The sequence below is a fragment of the Pelodictyon luteolum DSM 273 genome (assembly GCF_000012485.1).
Classification (GTDB): Bacteria; Bacteroidota; Chlorobiia; order Chlorobiales; family Chlorobiaceae; genus Chlorobium; species Chlorobium luteolum.
Map to the genome: position 1 here is coordinate 1 of NC_007512.1, position 17,910 is coordinate 17,910.

The 17,910-nt window shown below is 53.5% G+C and carries 12 protein-coding genes; 7 read left to right on the forward strand and 5 right to left on the reverse strand.

The annotated features are described in order from the left end of the window. Positions 1-295 precede the first annotated feature (295 nt). From dnaN to PLUT_RS00015, 3 genes are all read left to right on the forward strand, one after another. The gene (dnaN, locus tag PLUT_RS00005) at positions 296-1,420 is read left to right on the forward strand and encodes a DNA polymerase III subunit beta (protein WP_041463698.1); all 1,125 of its coding nucleotides are present in this window, start codon (positions 296-298) and stop codon (positions 1,418-1,420) included. Between the two features lie 134 nt (positions 1,421-1,554). Beyond that, positions 1,555-2,664, forward strand: coding sequence for a DNA replication/repair protein RecF (recF, locus tag PLUT_RS00010; RefSeq protein WP_011356770.1), 1,110 nt, complete (start codon positions 1,555-1,557; stop codon positions 2,662-2,664). 2 nt (positions 2,665-2,666) lie between these two features. Then, entirely contained in the window at positions 2,667-2,960 is a 294-nt protein-coding gene (locus PLUT_RS00015) for a DUF721 domain-containing protein (RefSeq protein WP_011356771.1), read from the forward strand. 137 nt (positions 2,961-3,097) lie between these two features. Here the strand turns inward: PLUT_RS00015 and PLUT_RS00020 are convergent, their stop codons facing one another. The 3 genes from PLUT_RS00020 to mnmG all read right to left on the reverse strand — a co-directional run bounded on the left by PLUT_RS00020 (position 3,098) and on the right by mnmG (position 8,752). Continuing rightward, positions 3,098-4,321: an FprA family A-type flavoprotein gene (locus PLUT_RS00020; RefSeq protein WP_011356772.1), complete on the reverse strand. Its 1,224-nt coding sequence runs from the start codon at positions 4,319-4,321 to the stop codon at positions 3,098-3,100. A gap of 80 nt (positions 4,322-4,401) precedes the next feature. After that, positions 4,402-6,780: a DNA polymerase domain-containing protein gene (locus tag PLUT_RS00025; RefSeq protein ID WP_011356773.1), complete on the reverse strand. Its 2,379-nt coding sequence runs from the start codon at positions 6,778-6,780 to the stop codon at positions 4,402-4,404. 106 nt (positions 6,781-6,886) lie between these two features. Further along, on the reverse strand, positions 6,887-8,752 hold the full coding sequence (gene mnmG / locus PLUT_RS00030) for a tRNA uridine-5-carboxymethylaminomethyl(34) synthesis enzyme MnmG (protein WP_041463950.1): 1,866 nt from the start codon (positions 8,750-8,752) through the stop codon (positions 6,887-6,889). Between the two features lie 233 nt (positions 8,753-8,985). On the opposite strand from mnmG, the gene secD reads away from it, so the two are divergent. The 3 genes from secD to PLUT_RS00045 all read left to right on the forward strand — a co-directional run bounded on the left by secD (position 8,986) and on the right by PLUT_RS00045 (position 13,104). Continuing rightward, complete coding sequence (secD, locus tag PLUT_RS00035) at positions 8,986-10,773, forward strand: protein translocase subunit SecD (protein WP_011356775.1); 1,788 nt, start codon at positions 8,986-8,988, stop codon at positions 10,771-10,773. 22 nt (positions 10,774-10,795) lie between these two features. Further along, the gene (gene secF / locus PLUT_RS00040) at positions 10,796-11,731 is read left to right on the forward strand and encodes a protein translocase subunit SecF (RefSeq protein ID WP_011356776.1); all 936 of its coding nucleotides are present in this window, start codon (positions 10,796-10,798) and stop codon (positions 11,729-11,731) included. A gap of 104 nt (positions 11,732-11,835) precedes the next feature. Beyond that, a complete protein-coding gene (locus PLUT_RS00045) occupies positions 11,836-13,104 on the forward strand; it encodes a peptidylprolyl isomerase (protein WP_238974595.1) in 1,269 nt (422 codons plus the stop codon). A 158-nt stretch (positions 13,105-13,262) separates the two neighbouring features. Here the strand turns inward: PLUT_RS00045 and gyrB are convergent, their stop codons facing one another. Next, positions 13,263-15,197: a DNA topoisomerase (ATP-hydrolyzing) subunit B gene (gene gyrB / locus PLUT_RS00050; RefSeq protein WP_011356778.1), complete on the reverse strand. Its 1,935-nt coding sequence runs from the start codon at positions 15,195-15,197 to the stop codon at positions 13,263-13,265. 119 nt (positions 15,198-15,316) lie between these two features. Continuing rightward, a complete protein-coding gene (locus PLUT_RS00055) occupies positions 15,317-15,934 on the reverse strand; it encodes a ribonuclease HII (protein WP_041463699.1) in 618 nt (205 codons plus the stop codon). Positions 15,935-16,194: 260 nt separating this feature from the next. On the opposite strand from PLUT_RS00055, the gene PLUT_RS00060 reads away from it, so the two are divergent. Further along, positions 16,195-17,907 carry an Rne/Rng family ribonuclease gene (locus PLUT_RS00060; RefSeq protein ID WP_011356780.1) on the forward strand — a complete coding sequence of 571 codons (1,713 nt, stop codon included), beginning with the start codon at positions 16,195-16,197 and terminating at the stop codon, positions 17,905-17,907. The last annotated feature ends 3 nt before the right edge of the window (positions 17,908-17,910 follow it).

Genomic DNA, 17,910 nt, shown 5'->3' on the forward strand with positions numbered 1-17,910 from the left:
CCTCCCCTGATTGAAGACGTTGACAATATGTTGACGTCCTGTTGGCGGAATATGGATAAGGACAAGGCTATCAACATATTCTTGAAGCACCCGAAACCATCAACAAACAGTAAACACCCGGAACAGTAACGCACCAACAGGTTATCAACATGAAATGGGCGCTGCTGAAGAACAGTAAAAAGTTAAAAAGTATAAAGTTACAGGTTCAAGAAGAAGAGTTATCAAGATATCAACACCCTCTACAGCAACAACAGTCTTCCTTTTAAAAAATTTCAAACAGTAAATGTTGGACCAGATGAAATTGACCTCCTCAATCCGGCAGCTGCAGGATGCAGTCAGTAAAGTTGCCCAGGCTATTCCTGCAAAATCGATCGATCAGCGCTTCGAGAACATCAACCTCTCCTTAGAACCCGGTGAGCTCACGCTGTTTGCTTCGGACGGAGAAGTTTCAATTACCGCAAAAAGCGGAGTCGAATCCTCTGACAGCGGCAATATCGGCATCCGTGCCAGGACGCTGCAGGATTTTCTCAGAAGCATGTACGACACCTCAGTCATGTTTTCGATCGAACGCCAGGAGATCAGCGATCACGGAACTGTAAGTATTTCGACCGACAAAGGCCGTTACCGCATTCCCTGCCTTTTCCAGAGCAAGCCTGAAAAACAGGACAAGCAATATGATATCTCCATTGAGATGGAGACATCTGAAATGCTCGATCTGATACAGAAAACCACCTTTGCCTGCAGTGTGGACGGCATGCGTCCTGCAATGATGGGTGTTCTGTTCGAACTTGAAGGAAGCATCATCACTGCCGTTGCAACTGACGGTCACCGCCTTGTGCGATGCCGCAAGGCCTCATCTGTCGATCTGAGCGAGAAAAACAAGGTGGTTGTTCCTGCACGGGTACTTTCCATCCTCCAGAAACTTGCCCAGACCGATTCTGTCACCATGCAATTCGACAGTGAAAGGAAGTTTGTCCGCTTCATCTGTGGAAGCATTGTGCTCGATGCCGCCCTCATTGTCGAACCCTACCCGAATTATGAGGCTGTCATCCCGGTTGAACACGACCGGAACCTCATCATCAACCGTTCAATGATCTATGATTCTGTCCGACGGGTCGGCAGGTTTTCGAGCATAGGCGATGTCAAGGTCGTTCTAGAGGGTCAGATGATGAAGATTATGGCCGAGAATACCAATGAGGGTGAGTCGGCGCAGGAGGAACTGGCATGTGAGTTCAGTGGTGAGGATATGGCCATCGGATTCAATTCACGTTTCATCGAAGCTGCTCTAGCCCATCTTGATGAAAACGAGATACGCATCGAATTGAAAAGCCCCACGACCGCAGTTATTTTCCGCCCTCATGGAGAAGAAGAGAATGACAACCTGATCATTCTTGTCATGCCTGTCCGCATAAACAACTGAGCCTGACTCTGAAAGCCGTCAGCACTGCGCAGTCGGCTTTTTTCTTCCCTGCATCTGCTGATCCTGCAAACAATGATGAGTGGCATCCTGAAAAGCGCCGATTTTCGACGAGTGCCTAAAATGAGGTACTCTCCTTGAGGCTCAAAAACATACAGGTTGAGAATTTCAGGAACCATCACTCACTTGCCTTCCAGCCTGAAGAGGGTATTACGGTGCTGTATGGTCCCAATGGATCCGGAAAAACTTCGGTGCTTGAAGCCATCCATTACTGTGCGCTTACAAAAAGCCTTCTGGGCGCGCCGGAATCCGAGTGTCTTGCGTTCTCAGAAGAGTATTTTATCATTTCCGGTGAGTTCGTTAGTACGCGTGGCACGTCGCTCAGTGTAAAGGTATCATACGGAAAAGACAGAGGGAAGCTGGTACAGCTGAACCAGAGTGAGGTTAAACCGTTTTCACAGCACGTCGGCACCATTCCCTGTATAACCTTTTCTCCTTCTGAAATAGCCATTGTCAACGGCTCACCGGGGGAACGAAGGCGCTTCCTTGACAATGCACTCAGTCAATCGGACCGGCGTTACCTTGACGAGCTGCTTGACTACCGCAGGGTGCTGCAGCAGCGCAATGCCCTTCTTCTGCAGCTCGCTTCTTCAAGCGGTGGATCACGAGAGATGCTTGATCTCTGGACTGAGAACCTGGCCGATCTTGCTGCCGGAGTTACCCTCAGGCGCATCAGCTTCCTTGGTGAGCTTTCGGTTTATTTCGAGCCACTGCAGACCAGTCTTGCCGGAAAGGGATCCCATCTGGTCACGTATCGTTCTTCATTCGGGACTATCGATTCAGGCCTTTCTCGTGATGAACTTCGGGACCGTTACATAAAACGCTTCAAAGAGACTCAGCGGCAGGAGCTACTTCGCACTCAGACAATGTCCGGGCCGCATCGTGATGATCTGCTGTTTCTTTCAAACGGCAGGGAAATTAAAAAATACGGTTCACAGGGTCAGCAGCGCGCTTTCCTCATAAGCTTGAAGCTTGCCCTCTTCCGCTACTTCAGCCATCGGCTTCCCGAAAGCCCAATATGCCTGTTCGACGATATGTTCAGTGAACTTGATGCAGAAAGGACATCCGAAATTTTCAATATCCTTGAGGATTGCGGCCAGACTATTCTAACCACGACGGATGGAAGCCTTCACCCGGCATCTCAGGCTGTCAGCGTTACAGCACTTCCGGGATACAGAGGGGGCTGAAGATGGCAAGAACTCGCAATCCTAAACCGTTCTCTGCTATTGCAGGGGAAATGTACCAGACGCTTGGCATGCGGGAGGCGTTCCTGCAGTTCAAGGCGCTTGAGGCCTGGGGCGGGGTTGTCGGTCCTGCAATTGCTCGTGCAACCACAGTAGAGCGGTTTTCGGACGGCCAGTTGTTCGTCAGGGTCCGCAACTCCTCATGGCGGATGGAGTTGAACTACCGCAAGGTGGATATTGTCCGGCAACTCAACGCAGTTCTTGAAAAACCAATGGTAAAGGAAATCATTTTTCGCTGATTTGCCGCGCCCCCTTCGGGGGTTCTTTTCTGCATCTTTGGCTGCTACGAGGCTTATCTGAAGCCGAAAACCCTCCTTCGCATGTAGCAGCGGGGGAGGGTTTTCTATTGAAGCAAGCCGTCTTATGGCCGTTCTGTTCAGATGTTGCAGCTAAGGCGGTACATTTCAATCATTTTCTCAGCGTAGGCTTTCCCAAAGTCGATGCACTCTTTGAACGCCTCTTCGTGTGGCTTGAACTTCACCATCATGTTGCGCTCGAATACCTTCAACTTGAGCATAGTGAAATTACCCTCAATCATTTTTGACGCCTCCCCGCTCCAGCCATACGACCCGAATGCAGCTCCAAGCTTGCCCTTGTCCCTGATGGGATTGATTGCACCGAAGAATCCGTAGATCTGCGGCAGAATGTTTTGATTGATGGTGGGAGAGCCGAGGATGATGCCTGATGCATGGGCAATCTTCTCTTCAAGCTTTGAGAAATGCATATGCTCGATATCGCACACGTCAATGGTGAAGTCGCAGGAACTCTTCAATCCTTCGGCAATTTTATTTGCCAGAAGCATCGTGTTCTCATAGGCCGAAACATAAGCAATGAGGATGTTCTTTTCGTTCGGCAGTGCGATGGCTCCCATTGCATAACGCTGCGACATGTCGACATACTTTTTCCAGTCGCTGCGCAGAATTGGACCGTGCCCGGGACAGATGACTGAAATGTCCAGGGGTTTTATCTTTTCGATCGCCTGTATCATGTATTTGCTGAACGGTCGTAGAATCGCGTCGAAATAGTATGTGAATGCGTCGTCGAAGTCCCCTACTTCATCATCGTACATTTTTTCATTGCAGAAATGTGAACCGAACGAGTCGCAAGTAAAGAGTACGCGCTCCTCCTCAAGCCAGGTGTAGATCGTATCGGGCCAGTGGAGATTCGGGGCATTTATGAAATGAAGTGTTTTGTTTCCGAGGTCAAGCGTGTCGCCGGTTTTCACAGCGATCGAGCGGAAGTCGTGGCCGGTCTGGTCGCGAAGAAATTTCAGCGCGTTGCCGCTGCCGACAACAGTGGCATTCGGCGCAATCTTGAGCAGGTTGGCAACGTTTCCGGAATGGTCTGGCTCGGTATGGTCTACTATGATGTATTCAATCTCTGCCGGATCGGTAACCTGTTTTATCTTGGCGAGATATTCAGGCCAGAACTTCTCTTTGGTCGTTTCTACGATGGCCTTCTTCTCAGCATTGATGAAATAGGAGTTGTAGGTCGTACCGTATTTAGTCTCCATGACGATGTCAAAGGTGATAAGTCCGGGATCAAGTACGCCGATCCAGGTCACGCTTGGGCTTACCGGGAGGATGTTCTTGTCTGTCATATTGATGTTCCGTGGGTTTGATGTTGATTCTTCAGATACCTTTACTACGCTTATACTTACAGTTATCGTTCCCTCCTGGCTTAATCCCCTTCTCCGGGCGAAAGGATCAGTTCCTGAAGCTCAATGCCTTCTGGAGAAAATGAGAACAGGGTGTCATCTGAAAATATAGAGCTGTAATCCTGCGGTTTAAAGAAAGGTATGAATTTCTGGCAGTATTCATCCAGCCGTTTCAGATAGAAGGAGGTATTTTCATCCGGTTTATCCCTGCTCCATTCCGCAGCTGGTTTCCCTCGGTCGCTCGCTGCTCCGCCCTGTCCAGTTCCTGCGATGTAGTAGGTGATCCGGTCGCCTTTCGTTACCATGATGGCGGAGCGGATGGCGGTTTCGTACGTGATCGATTTTGAGCGTTTTCCTGATGCTACATCTTCCCGGTACTGCTCAAGAGAACTCTTCATGCTCTCGGTGCGTGAAAAATCAGTAATATCCAGTCCGTGGTTCAGGATCTTGTTTCTGTACTCACGGTAGAGGTCGTGAAGTCCCGTGATATCCTCGGCAAGGAGCTGTTCAAATCCCCTTCTTATGAAATCCCTTCCAAACTTCTCACCACTACGGCTGGTCAGTGAAGAACCTTTCATTTTCATTATGCCGTTATAGTCCAGCAACGCATAGTTTTTTTTCAGGTAGGAAATCATTTTTCGGAACCGACCGTCAAAACCGATGTTGATGCCATCGGGCATCAGTTCAGAGACATCCTGAACCAGGGCCCGTTCTTCTGCCTCACTCTTGACGGAGTCGGGAGGAATGAAGAGAATTCCGTCAGTATCGACTTCGATGATCCTGCATCCTCTCGATTCGAATTCACGGATCATTTTCTTTGCGATGGACTGTCCGGTGGACGTCACCCTGTCGGCCTCATCAAAATCGTTGAACAGGCCGCCGCTGAATCCGAGATACCCGTACATTGCGTTGATGAGGATCTTGAACGATCCCTGCATGGCATCGTAATTTGCAGCCAGCGAAGTATTGCCCATTCTCTTTTCTTCACCGGCAAGGGCCTTGGCTTTCAGCCTGAGTTCTCGCAGGTCACCCAGTACGCCCGGAAAGACTTTCAAACTGTCACTTTTGGGGCAGACTCCGTACGAGAGCATAATCGACGGGTATAGCGACTCCACGTCAGCATAGACGATCGGCCCCAGCACCCCTTTCCTGAACACCTCGGTATAGCCTCCCGCATGCTGCTGACCAAGTGTCGGACGGGGGACGGAATGTTTGAGGCGGAGATATTCCCTGATGAACAGAGCTTCGATTTTTGCCGCCTGTCCGATTCTTGCAGTCATTGCATAGGTGTAGGGGAGCATCTGTGAGAGGTAAAAGCTGCTTCCGGAAAGAAGGGTGGAGAGTTCCCTGGTCTCACGAACGTCATCCAGAGCATAGGCCAGGAGTCTGTCGTCCCTCGTCCGCCACATTTCGGCAATATCGCTGTACTCCACATAGGTCCTGTTTTCCGAAGCAAATCCGAAGTGCCTGGCAACAGCTTTCAGTCCATAACTCTGCATCGAACGTTTTGTAATATCATAGCTTTGGACAAGGAAGAGCGTGTCGATGACGTGGCGTCCCGGAATGTCATAAAAAGGGTAATCAATGCTGCGTTCGGCAAAGCGGATGCTTGCGGGGTAGGATTTCGGCAAGGTGCCATTCCTTCCTATGGCGAAAGGAACGCGGTGTAGTTCACAACGAGCCTGTATATAGGGTAGATCGAAACTGAAGATGTTGTGTCCTTCAATCACGTCTGGATCTTTCTCTGTGATGATTCTGACCATCTCCCGAAGAAGCTCTTTCTCGCTACGGTCACGCGAGTGGATGGCCATCTCCCATCCGCGATTGTCTGACATCGAAATGATGATGATCTCATCTTCACCGATTCCGCGACCCTTCTTTGGCGGTTTGGCCGGATCATACAGGGTTTCTATGTCAAGCTGCATCCTGTAGAGCTCGTCGAATATCATTCCTTTGAAGAATGTCTTTCCGGTCTGCATCATGTACTGGGTAACCCCATCTCCCCGACTGTATACATTCTGAATGACTTCCAGTCCTCCTTCACCGGCGTCTATCCCTCTATTATCTTGTGCATCAGGCTTCTTTCCTGCAAGATGATCCAATGCTCCGCGAGAGCTTTTCAGGTTTCTGAATATCGCCAGGCTGCGATAATGGTTATCCCCGTCAAGCTTGATCAGCCAATATTTGCTCCCGTCCACAGGGATATAGCCTTCAAGAAGGATTGCGTCGGTCAAGAAAAAAAATGGATAGAGCGGTTCGTCATGCGATGTGACGCCTTCATTCGTGCGATTGAACAGCCGGATATGCGTATCTGAGATCGGGTATGCACCGACTATCCGCTCCTCTTTGTCTTTGCCGAAGAGCAGTTCATTTTTCAGAATGTCACTGATAATTGTATCCATAGTTAACGTTCGTCTTCTTCTGCCGCAGGGCCTCTTTCCCCGGACCTATAGGGTGATGTCTGGTGTTGCTGCGCCAAGATGTTCCACGTGAAACATCTGGCGTCATTTACCGGCCGATATGAACCATCAGCACCGAGATATCTGAGGGGGAGACTCCGGAAATCCGGGAGGCTTGGCCGAGGGTCTCCGGGCGGTGGCTGATCAGTTTTTCCACTCCCTCTGAAGAGAGCCCCTTGATGCAACTGTAGTTGTATTCAGAGGGAATCTGGAGGGCATCAAGGCGCGCAATTTTATCGGCAGTAAGTAGTTCTCGTTTAAGGTATCCTTCGTACTTCAAGTCAATCTCAACCTGTTGATGGGCCTCCTTGTCCGTGCTGATGGAGAGTAGGGCCTCCCTGAAGGGCGGTAGCGAGTTCATCAGGATTTCAAGGCTCATGCCGGGACGCTTGATTGCAGCGGATATCTTCTGTCCGCTTGCGGCATGTGGCTGGCCTTGCTTCGAAATCAAGGAGTCAAGAACTTCTGCGGGAATTGCTGTTTTTTCTGTAAGTGCCTTGATCTCCCCTATGGCCCGCATTTTTGTTCGGCATCGTTCCATTGCCGCATCACTGACAAGACCTGACTGGTGCCCGAAATGCATGAGGCGGATATCGGCATTGTCATGACGGAGCATCAGGCGGTGCTCAGCCGAGGACGTGAACATCCGGTATGGCTCCTTCATCTCTTTTGTGACCAGGTCATCAACAAGAACGCCTATGTATGCATCCGAACGCTTCAGGCGAAGGGCAGGTCTCTTCAGAATGTCTGCGGCGGCATTAATCCCCGCTAGAAGTCCCTGTGCGGCCGCTTCCTCATAGCCCGAGGTTCCGTTGATCTGCCCTGCAAAGTAGAGGTTTCTGATCCTTTTCGTTTCAAGGGTGCTGTGTATCTGGTACGGAGGAAAATAGTCATATTCAATGGCATACCCGGCCCTGATCAACTTTACCTCCTCCAGTCCCTTCATTGAACGCAGGCCGTCTATCTGGATATCTTCGGGCAGGGAAGTCGAAAAACCGTTTACGTACATCTCATTGGTCTCGAACCCTTCGGGTTCAAGGAAGATATGGTGCCCTGGCCTGTCGGGAAACCTGAAGATCTTGTCTTCAATCGACGGGCAGTAGCGTGGGCCGATACCCTGTACTTTTCCCGTAAAAAGTGGAGAGCGGTCGAATCCTGTCTTCAGGATCTCATGGGTCCGTTCAGACGAATGTGTAACATAGCAGGAGAGCTGAGCCCTGCCCTTGAGGGTGGGGGTGCTGAATGAGAACGGGGGCGGGTTCTCATCTCCCTTCTGCTCCTCCACTCTGGAGTAGTCGACGCTTCTCCTGTCGATTCTCGGCGGGGTGCCTGTTTTAAGTCTTCCGGCTTCAAAACCCGCCAGTATGAGGTTCTCTGTCAGTCCCGTCACCGGGGGCTCAGCTATAGTGCGCCCCCCGGGGTAGTGGTCCATGCCGATATGGATCAGTCCGTTCAGAAATGTTCCGCAAGTCAGGATTGCGGCCCTTCCGGTGACAAGCCGTCCCGAGAGGAGCCGGACTCCGCGCAGTATTCCTTCGCGCTGTTCAATGCCAGTGACGGTATCCTGCAGAAGGTCAAGGTTGACCTCCTCCTCAAGAGCGCGCTTCATATAGGCCGTGTAAGCCACCCTGTCTGCCTGGGCTCTTGGCGAATGCATCGCAGGACCTTTACTCAGGTTGAGCATCCTGAACTGGATCCCTGTCGAATCTATCGCTTTGGCCATTTCTCCGCCTAGCGCATCGATCTCCCGGGTAATCTGCCCCTTGGCAACACCGCCGATTGCGGGATTGCATGACATCCTTGCCACGGCGTTCAGGTCCGTTGTTACGAGCAGGCATGAGAGGCCCGACCTCGACACGGCAAGCGCCGCTTCTGTGCCTGCATGTCCTGCTCCTGCAACTATGACATCATACATGGCCATCGCTCTCTGCATTCAATCAGGTTATTGCGTAAATAATTCGCATTCTTCTTGGCTTGAGTATAAAGATACGAATAAATGGAGCCATTATTCATCCGGAGCCCGCCGCGGTAAAGCTTCCCCGCCTTTGGCTGGAGGCCGCTATGCCGCCCTCCCTGCGGCGTGATTGTTAGTTAATCACTGCCCTGTTTCATATATTGGCTGATCCGTCCATTTGCTGGTAAAAGACTATGTCATCAATGAAAAACAAACGATTCAATCTGCTTCTGATCGCTGTAGTTACGCTGGTCGCCCTCTGGTCTCTCTGGCCGACCTGGCGGGACTATTCATTTTCACGCCAGCTATCCTCGCTTTCCTCACAGCAGGACAGCCTGAACTACACACTCAGCCACCGGAACGAAATTGAGGACGCCCGGCAGAAAAGCCTGAAACTCGGACTCGACCTGAAAGGGGGCATGCATCTCGTCATGGAAGTCGACCAGGTTGACCTGTTCAGCGAGAAGGCATGGAACCGTGATGCCCGGTTTGACTCTCTCATGGCAGCGGTCGCTCAAGAGGCCCGGACCAGTGATGCTGATGTGGTCGACCTGCTCACGGCTGCATTCAAAAAAGACAATATCAGGTTGAGCCGCTACTTTTACGATATCCGCAACACTGATAGCGAAATACAGGGCAAGCTCCGGAATGAGGCTGGCGATGCACTGGTGCGGGCCCGCGAAATCATCAGAAACCGCATCGACCAGTATGGCGTGGCTGAGCCGATGATCACCACGCAGGGAAACCGTAAGATCATCATCGAACTTCCGGGCGTCTCCGATGAGAACCGGATGCGCAACCTCCTGAAAGGAACCGCCAAACTTGAGTTCAGGCTCCTGCGCGAACCCGATGCCCTCATCAGGACTCTGGACCGGATCAACAGCGCCATGGCTGCGGGTACCATAGCTGCCGCTTCAACAGGAAAGCAGTCGATTTCACCTCTCTATGATCTTGTCAGTGTTTCTCCTGGTGGAAGCGCTGTCATCGATGCCCGCAACCGCGACCTTGTTTCCGCACTGCTTCGCGATGCTGCAGTCCGCGATCTTCTGCCTCCCGACAGCGAGATGCTGATTTCGGCCAGGCCCGAAACGGGCAACGACGCCCTCAGCTACCACGATCTTTATCTCGTCAAGAAGACCCCTGAACTTACCGGCGGAGTCATCACCGAAGCCAAAGCAACTTTCGGATCGCAGGGTGTGCAGCCAGAGGTGCTCATGTCGATGAATTCCGAGGGGACCTCGAAATGGGCACGCATTACCGGTGCAAATATTGGTAAACGCGTTGCCATCGTGCTTGACGGAGCAGTTTACAGCGCACCTGTCGTGCAGTCGAAAATCCCGAACGGCAACTCCGTCATCAATGGCATTCAGAGCCTCGAAGAGGCAAAGGACCTTGAAATCGTCCTGAAAGCAGGAGCACTTCCCGCTCCAGTGCGGATTATCGAGGAACGTACCGTCGGCCCCTCTCTCGGCGCTGATTACATCCGCGCAGGGTTCCAGTCGATGATCTGGGGTTTTTCGGCGGTTGTCATCTTCATGATCATCTACTACCGGACAGCTGGACTTGCAGCAGATACCGCACTTGTCCTGAACGTTCTTATCGTTCTCTCGGTCCTTGCCGGATTCAATGCCTCGCTTTCCCTACCGGGTATCGCCGGCATCGTGCTTACAATGGGTATGGCTGTGGACGCCAACGTACTGATCTATGAGCGCATCCGCGAGGAGATCGCTGATGGCCGAACGGTTACGGCCGCCGTTACGCAGGGCTATGACAGGGCATTTTCCTCCATCCTGGATTCCCATGTCACCACGCTCGCCGCAGCTTTCCTGCTCTATACTTACGGCATCGGTCCGATTCAGGGTTTCGCCGTCACCTTGATGATCGGTACGGCGGCAAGTCTTTTCACCTCCATCGTCGTCACCCGCGAGATATTCCAGTTCCTGCTTTCACGGAACAAGATGACAGCTAAAAGCTTCGGTTAATTTTTTCAATACGCACGAACCCATGAGGATTTTCAATTCAACCAGCATCAATTTTCTCCGCTATCGGAAGATCGCTTACGGAGTCTCTCTTGCGATTCTTCTTGCCGGTTTCGTTTCCCTTGCGGTGAAGGGACTCAATTACGGCATTGACTTCAGGGGCGGTTCCGAGGTGGTCATCCGCTTTGAGAAAGACGTTCCTGTCGGCGAGGTCCGCTCCGTACTCCGCGATGCCGGGGTTTCGGGAACCTTGAAGCAGTACGGCCTTGACCGCTCATTCCTTCTCAGCACGGTATTCAGCGGCGAGACCAATGATCTCAAGTTGCTGATTACCAGCGCACTGAATGCACGCATGAAGGATGCTCCGCATGAGATTGTCCGTATTGACGCCGTCGGCCCTAGTATCGCATCCGACCTCAAGTGGTCTGCTGTTAAAGCCATGGTTGCAGCGCTACTGGCCATCCTGCTCTATGTCGGCATCAGGTTTGAGCTGAAGTTCGCAGCCGCCGGCGTGGTTGCCATCTTTCATGACGTGCTGATTGTACTCGGGCTTTTCAGCCTTCTTGGCGGCGTCTTTGACGTCATGCCGCTTGAGATGGACCAGAGCATCATTGCTGCATTCCTGACCATTGCCGGTTACTCGATTACCGATACTGTCGTGGTGTATGACCGGATCAGGGAAAGGATCCGCAACCAGAAGCCATCTGAGTATGAGCGGATTTTCAACGAGAGCATGAACCAGACCCTCAGCAGGACCATCATAACTTCGGGCACCACCCTTCTGACGGTGTTCGTCCTTTTCCTCTTTGCCGGTCCAGCCATCCGGGGGTTTGCCTTCGCCGTCTTCGCCGGTATTCTGATTGGAACCTACTCGTCGATTTTCGTCGCGGCTCCGCTTGTTTTTGACTGGCTAAGGCTCTCGAAGACTCCCGTCAGGCTCAGGGGCAGCAGCAAATCTTGAGGCGATTCATTCCCCCTTACGCCCTCATCATTTCATCACGAACAGCCAAGGTTATGAAAAAAGCATTGCACTCAGTTTTCGCAGTAATAGCAGTACTCCTGATCATGCCGCCCACTCTTTCTGCTGCCGTGGTGGCCGACAAGGTTGTGGCAGTGGTCGGCAGCGAAGTCATATTCAAGTCTGAGCTTGACAGTCGTGAGCTTATGACCCGTATGCAGTATCCCGGGCTTAAGGATGAGGCTTCCCTGCGCAGCACCATTCTCGACAATATCATCGACCAGAAGATCATTCTCACCAAGGCCAAGATCGACAGCGTTTCCATTGACGAGAACGCCGTGACATCGATGGCTGTCGACAGGTTCCGGCAGCTCAGCGGGCGGTTCACTTCGAAAGAGGATATGGAGCGGCGGCTAGGCCGAAGTGTTGATGCTATCCGGAGGGATCTTGCAGACGAACTCCGCGGGCAACAGATGATCGAAACCCTGAAGCGGAAAAAGTTCTCTTCGGTGACGATCGGTTATGGAGAGGTTATGTCCTTCTACAGGAGCAACCAGGCCTCCATGCCGAATCTTCCTGAGGAGGTATCGGTATCACAGATCCTGAAGTTTCCCGGCGTGAACTCTGCGTCAAAGGCCGAGGCACTTAAAAAAATACAGGAGATCCAGAAAAAGCAGGGGTCAGGATTCCTCAGTTTCGAGGAACTGGCCCGTCGCTACTCAATGGACCCGGGTTCGGCTCCGCTTGGAGGCGATCTGGGTTTTGTGCAGCGCGGTGAGCTGGTCAAGCCGTTCGAGGATGCCGCCTATGCACTTAAGGACGGTCATGTGTCCGGGATTGTCGAGACGCGCTACGGCTACCACATCATCCAGCGCCTCGGTCGTGAAGGGAGTTCCATCCATGTGCGGCATATCCTTGTGGCTTTTGAGCGTTCCGGTAGTGATGACGGCGAGGCCGCAGCGTTTCTTGACGCCATCCGCTCAAAGGTGCTGGCCGGAAAGGTTGACTTTGCGACAATGGCCGGAAGCTATTCCGATGACCCGGTGTCTGCGAGCCTTGGCGGGCTGGTTCTTGCCTCGGGGACTGCCGGAAAGTATCTTGATCCCTCCATGCTCCGACCTCAGCTTCGCGACATTGTCAATGCGCTTCGCACACCGGGCGACATCAGCAGGCCGACGAAAATCACTCCGCCGAAAGGCGATCCGTTTTTCGGTATTTTCCGTCTGAATGACCGTATCGTGCCGCATGTGCTTGATCCCGAGAAAGACTATCCTCTGCTTGAGCAGCTTGCCCTTGACAACAAGAAGCAGGAGCTGTTCGATGCCTGGGTGAAGGGCCTGCATAAAGAAGTGTACATGCGTCGTACGGACCGCTGACTGCCAGCCAGTTCCCGGCACCGGCGTCAGCCAAAGAGTTGCGGAAGCGGTTAGAAATTAAAACACCAGACCCCCGAAAAACATGTGTTATCATGTCGGGGGTCTGGTGTTTTGTTTTGTCGCAGTCTGATTCTCAGAGCGGGCCGGCTTTCGGGCGGTCAGACATCCAGACGGCGGACGTAGCGGGCATTTTTCTCGATGAACTCCCTGCGCGGTTCTACCTTGTCGCCCATGAGAGTACTGAACACCTTGTCCGCCTCCATGGCATTTTCAACGCTTACCTGAAGGAGTGAGCGGTGCTCGGGATCCATTGTTGTGCCCCAGAGCTGCTCCGGGTTCATTTCTCCAAGACCCTTGTAGCGCTGGATGTGCACATTGGCCTTTCCCTTCTGCATCTTTTTCATGGAGTCGGAGATGCTGTTGCGCTCGTCGTCATCCCATGCATACTGCTGCTCCTTGCCTGATTTGACGAGGTAGAGGGGGGGCTGCGCGATGTATACCTTGCCTGCTTCGATGAGCGAGCGCATATGACGGAAGAAGAAGGTCAAGAGCAGGGTCCGGATGTGGGCTCCGTCGACATCAGCATCAGTCATGATGATGATTTTCCCGTAGCGGAGCTTTTCAGCAGAAAACTCCTCTTCGCCGAAGTTGGTTCCGAGGGCGAGGATGATGGTCTTGATCTCCTCGTTTTCAAGCATTTTGTGCAGTCGTGCCTTTTCGACATTGAGGATCTTGCCCTTCAGGGGCAGGATGGCCTGGAAGCTGCGATCGCGACCCTGCTTGGCGCTGCCGCCTGCAGAGTCACCCTCCACGATGTAGAGTTCGCAGTGTTCCGGATCGTTGATCGAGCAGTCGGCAAGCTTTCCCGGCAGGCCCGAGCTCTCCAGCACCGATTTGCGGCGGGTCAGTTCCTTGGCCTTTCTGGCGGCCTCCCTCGACATGGCGGCCCCCTTCACCTTCTCGATGATCATCTTGATCACGTTCGGGTTGCTCTCGGCAAATTCTGCCAGCTGTTCGTTGAGTACGCTTTCGACGATGCTCTGGGTCTCGGAGTTTCCGAGTTTGGTCTTGGTCTGACCCTCGAACTGCGGTTCGGCTACTTTCACTGAAATGACGGCCGTCAGCCCCTCCTTGAAGTCATCACCGGTCAGGGCGAGCTTGAGGTTCTTCAAAAGGTCGTTTTTCTGTGCGTAAGCGTTCAGGGTCCTGGTGAGGGCTTTGCGGAAGCCGGTTACATGCGTACCGCCCTCATGCGTGTTGATGTTGTTGACATAGCTGAACACGTTTTCCTGGTAAGAGTCGTTGTACTCGAGGGCGATTTCAACGATGGTTCCATCCTTTTCACCGTATATGTAGATCGGCTCCTTGATCAGGTTCAGGCGGTTCTCGTCGGTGAAAAGCACGAACTCCTTCAGGCCGCCCTCAAAATGGAAGGTTTCCTGTTCGCCTTCGATATCCTGCACCACGATTTTCAAGTTGCTGTTCAGGAACGCCAGCTCCCGCATGCGGTCGATGATGATGTCCTTGCGGAACTCGGTGACCTTGAATATTTCAGAATCGGGCATGAAGGTGGTCTTCGTCCCGCGTTCGGTAGTGGTTCCGATCTCCTTCACATCGGCTTCAGGCACGCCCCTGTGGTAGCGCTGGAACCAGGCCTTGCCGTCACGGTAGACCTCGACTTCGCACCATTCCGACAGTGCGTTCACGACCGAGGCACCGACGCCGTGCAGGCCTCCCGAAACCTTGTAGGCGCCCTTGTCGAACTTTCCGCCTGCGCCGATGAGCGTCATGACGAGCTCCAACGCCGATTTTTTCTTGTCAGGGTGTATGTCAACGGGGATGCCGCGGCCGTGGTCTATGACCGTGACGGAGCCGTCGGGGTTCAGGGAGACGAAGATATAGTCGTTGTATCCGCCGAGGGTTTCGTCGATCGAGTTGTCGACAATCTCATAGATGAGGTGGTGCAGTCCCCGGCTGTGAATGTCGCCGATGTACATTGCCGGACGCATGCGCACATGCGCAATGCCGTCGAGCACTTGAATGTTGGTTGCTCCGTAGTTCGATTGTGGGGTCTGGATGTCAGCTTCCTGCATGATGAGGCTTTTCGATGGAGTTATGGGAATCGTACTTCAAGATAAGAAAAAAGACGCTATTATGCTTGCTTTTCAGGGCCGGGGGGCAGTCCCACAGCCCTGATTCCTCTGCGCGTCCTTTACTTCTCACCAAGCTGCCGGAGGCGGAAGCTTGTTCTGTGGATTGGTGAGCGGCCGTGACGCCGTATGGCCTCCACATGCTCCCGCGTCCCATAGCCGGCATTGCGCTCAAAGCCGTATTCGGGGTAGCGTTCTGCGTACTCCTCCATCATGCGGTCCCGTTCTGTTTTGGCCAGCACAGAGGCGGCGGCGATCGAAAAGACCAGTGCATCGCCCCCGACGATTGTCTGGTAGGGGACCGGGATATTCGGGGTGAACCGGTTTCCGTCGATAAGCAGCAGGTCGGGTTGCCGGGGAAGGGATTCCGCCGCGCGGTTCATGGCGAGCATGGTGGCCCGGAGGATGTTGATGCGGTCAATGGTTTCGTGGTCGACAGCCTCTACCGCCCAGCACTCCGCTTCCTCCCGGATGGCGGGGGCAAGCTCCCTGCGGAGTGATGGGGTGAGCTTTTTTGAATCGTTCAGTCTCCTCAGGATGCCTTCATCCGGACTGAACCAGCGGGGGAAAACCACCGCAGCGGCGACTACCGGTCCGGCCAGGGGGCCCCGGCCCGCTTCGTCAATGCCGCATACCCGCAGGAAGTCGTTCCAGAGCAGGTATTCTCGTACTGTATCCATAGGCATCATGTTCTCTCAATGTTTTAAGGGCCCCTATAATTTCTTATCTTGACGATTGGCTTGCAAGCCCTGTTTTCATTCCTCCGTCCGCGCTGATTCCCGGCTACTCGAACGAGAAGGGTCCGTCCCCCGCCGATGTGGCAAGGGGGGACGCATGAAGGGGTTCCGCCCATGACGGCGGCGATACGTGCAGGTTCTATGAATATGGCGGGGCCGTTTCCAGGCCCCCGACAGAATAACCAAGGTAAATGTTCTGACGTATGAAAAAGAGTGTTAAAAAACAGTTGCTGATGAACAAGACCGGCGACGAGATACAGGTTGCGCTGGTTGAGGACGGCAGGCTTGCTGAGCTGATCATCGAACGGCCTGAAAGCCGCCGCAGCATCGGTGATATCTATCTCGGCAGGGTTCACAAGGTCATCGAAGGCCTCAAGGCCGCCTTTGTGGACATCGGGCAGAAGTCGGACGGCTTCCTGCATTTTTCCGATGTCGGCACTACAACCGAGGATTACCGGGCTCTCATCGAGGACGATGATGACGACGACGAGACCGCAGCAGACGAGACCGGTACGGCAGAAGACGGCGCCGATGAAGAAGAGGCCCCCGTTGCCGCCGGGGCTCCCCAGGAGCAGCAGGGTTCGCGGCAGTCTTCACGGAGCGGCGGGCGCAAGCCCCAGCCCCAGCAGCGCAAAGAGGACGGTGCGGAAAAACGACAGTCCTACACCCAGCTGATTGCCGGCAAGCTCAAGGCCAACGACTCGATTCTTGTCCAGGTCATCAAGGAGCCCATCAGCACGAAGGGGTCGCGCCTGACTTCAGATATCACCATCGCCGGCCGGTTCATGGTGCTCCTGCCCTTCGGAGGGGGGCAGGTGGCTGTCTCACGCCGGGTCGTTTCCCGCAAGGAGCGGGCCAGGCTGAAAAAGCTTGTCCGCTCTATGCTGCCTGAAGGGTTCGGTGCGATCATCCGCACGGTTGCCGAGATGCAGGAGGAGACGCTGCTCAAGCAGGATCTCGAAAAGCTACTGGCCAAGTGGACGCAGATCGAGGAAAAACTCAAGGATGCCGCACCTCCGCAGCTCATTTTCAAGGAGGACACCATCATTTCGAGCGTGCTTCGCGACTCGCTGACCTCCGATGTGACTGAAATCGTCGCCAACTCTCCCTCCATCCACAAGGAGACCCTCAACTACATTGAGTGGGCCGCTCCCGAAATGGTGAAGAACGTGTCGCTCTATCAGGGCAAGCTGCCCCTATTCGAGGGTTACGGCATCGCCAAGGACGTTGAGTCAATTTTCTCGCGCAAGGTCTGGCTGAAATCCGGCGGCTACATCATCATCGAGCATACTGAAGCTATGGTAGTGGTCGACGTCAACAGCGGACGCTACGCTGCCAAACGGGAGCAGGAGGAGAACTCGCTGCGCACCAACATGGAGGCCGCCCGTGAGGTGGTCCGCCAGCTCCGCCTCCGCGACATCGGAGGCATCATCGTGGTCGACTTCATCGACATGATGGACGCGCGGAACTCAAAGAAGGTATACGATTCGATGAAGGGTGAGCTGCGCAATGACCGTGCAAAGTCGAACATCCTCCCGATGTCGGATTTCGGCATCATGCAGATCACCCGCGAACGCATCCGCCCGAGCCTCATGCAGCGAATGGGAGACCAGTGCCCCGCATGCGGTGGATCGGGTGTCGTGCAGGCCCGCTTCACCACGATCAACCAGATTGAACGCTGGCTGCGCAAGTACGCGCTGCAGCATGCCATGAAGTTCCAGCAGCTCGACCTCTACGTGAGTCCCACTGTGGCTGAACCACTGAAAAACAGCGACATGAACACTGAACTGAAGTGGTTTCTCCAGCATATGCTTTTCGTCCGGGTCAAACAGGACGAAAGCCTGCGGAGCGACGACTTCCGATTCTACACCAGAAAAGACAGCAGAGACATAACCGCCGAATACGGCGACCTTTAAGGG

Bases quoted from the DNA above. Each gene is read 5' to 3' on its own strand.
- dnaN (WP_041463698.1), top strand. From the start codon at position 296: ATGAAATTGACCTCCTCAATCCGGCAGCTGCAGGATGCAGTCAGTAAA.
- PLUT_RS00015 (WP_011356771.1), top strand. From the start codon at position 2,667: ATGGCAAGAACTCGCAATCCTAAACCGTTCTCTGCTATTGCAGGGGAA.
- PLUT_RS00020 (WP_011356772.1), bottom strand. From the start codon at position 4,321: ATGACAGACAAGAACATCCTCCCGGTAAGCCCAAGCGTGACCTGGATC.
- PLUT_RS00025 (WP_011356773.1), bottom strand. From the start codon at position 6,780: ATGGATACAATTATCAGTGACATTCTGAAAAATGAACTGCTCTTCGGC.
- mnmG (WP_041463950.1), bottom strand. From the start codon at position 8,752: ATGTATGATGTCATAGTTGCAGGAGCAGGACATGCAGGCACAGAAGCG.
- secD (WP_011356775.1), top strand. From the start codon at position 8,986: ATGTCATCAATGAAAAACAAACGATTCAATCTGCTTCTGATCGCTGTA.
- secF (WP_011356776.1), top strand. From the start codon at position 10,796: ATGAGGATTTTCAATTCAACCAGCATCAATTTTCTCCGCTATCGGAAG.
- PLUT_RS00045 (WP_238974595.1), top strand. From the start codon at position 11,836: ATGCCGCCCACTCTTTCTGCTGCCGTGGTGGCCGACAAGGTTGTGGCA.
- gyrB (WP_011356778.1), bottom strand. From the start codon at position 15,197: ATGCAGGAAGCTGACATCCAGACCCCACAATCGAACTACGGAGCAACC.
- PLUT_RS00055 (WP_041463699.1), bottom strand. From the start codon at position 15,934: ATGGATACAGTACGAGAATACCTGCTCTGGAACGACTTCCTGCGGGTA.
- PLUT_RS00060 (WP_011356780.1), top strand. From the start codon at position 16,195: ATGAAAAAGAGTGTTAAAAAACAGTTGCTGATGAACAAGACCGGCGAC.